The sequence below is a fragment of the Mesorhizobium sp. M1A.F.Ca.IN.020.06.1.1 genome (assembly GCF_004023265.1).
Lineage (GTDB): Bacteria > Pseudomonadota > Alphaproteobacteria > Rhizobiales > Rhizobiaceae > Mesorhizobium.
In genome coordinates this window covers 1-977 of the sequence record NZ_RZSR01001443.1, presented here as the reverse complement: position 1 = coordinate 977, position 977 = coordinate 1, and the positions used below count along the sequence as shown (strand labels likewise).

At 67.0% G+C, this 977-nt stretch carries 1 protein-coding gene; it reads right to left on the bottom strand.

Annotation, left to right across the window (positions count from 1 at the left end; translation table 11 throughout):
• Window positions 1–37 precede the first annotated feature (37 nt).
• On the bottom strand, window positions 38–977 hold a 940-nt coding region (locus tag EOA60_RS34715), incomplete at its 5' end, for an ABC transporter substrate-binding protein (RefSeq protein WP_128312716.1).

Sequence of the window (977 nt, the reverse complement as noted above, 5' to 3'; positions counted from 1 at the left end):
CTCCGGGGTTCTAGGGCAGCTTAACTAGCCAGCGCTTTCAAAACCCCGCGGTCTGTTTCTCCACCAGCTTCAGTCTACCTTTCTCCACCTTGAAAAATGGCATCGATCTTTGGCTCGAGCCGTCGGCGCGGAAGCGGAACAGGCCGGTCGAGCCGCGGAAGCCGCTGGCGTTCTCGAGCACCTGTTTGGAGAAACCGTTCGGGCCGACCGAGCTTGCTATGCCGGCCGACATCGCCACCATATCGTATGCGTAGGCGACGTTGACGTCGGGCTGGTAGTTGTAGGTCGCTTTGAAACGGTCGGCGATCGGTCCGCTCTCGCTCTGGTCGAGCGTCGCGATATAGGCGCCCTCATAGAGCGGATCGATCGGGCGCTCGAGCCAGCGCTCGGTGCCGATCAGGTTCACGGCCTTGCCAGGAATACCCTTCGCCTTAAGCGCCGCCAGCACAGCGACAGGGCTGCCGTCGCCGCTGGCGACGACGACGGCGTCGGGCGCCTCGACCAGCGAGCCCATGTCCGACACCACCTTGGCGGCGTCCGACGCCGAATAGGGAAGCGTCACGGCAAGCGTCGCGCCATAGATGCTGAGCGCGTTGGCGACCCGCGCCTCGACGGCGCCGGCGTTCGCGCCCGCCGGCACCAGGAGCACGAATTTCTTGGCGCCCTTGCTGGCGACCGCTGCCGCGCCCGCCGCCGCGCTGTCGGCTTCGCTGAGCCGCACCGAATAGACGCCGGGGCCGCCGGCGAAATTGTCGGCCAACGCCAGCACCGGCGGCCGCTGCGTGCCGGAGAGCTTGGCAAGGTGCTGCGCCGCCGCAAGCTCGGCCGGCCCGATGACGATTCTCACGCCGCCCGAGGTGATCGCCTTCACCGCCAGGTCCTTGGCATAGCCGCTGTCGCCGCGCGTGTCCTCGATCGTCAGCGTCACCAGCTTGTCGCCGAGATCGGCCATCGCCAGCCGCGCGGCATCATACATC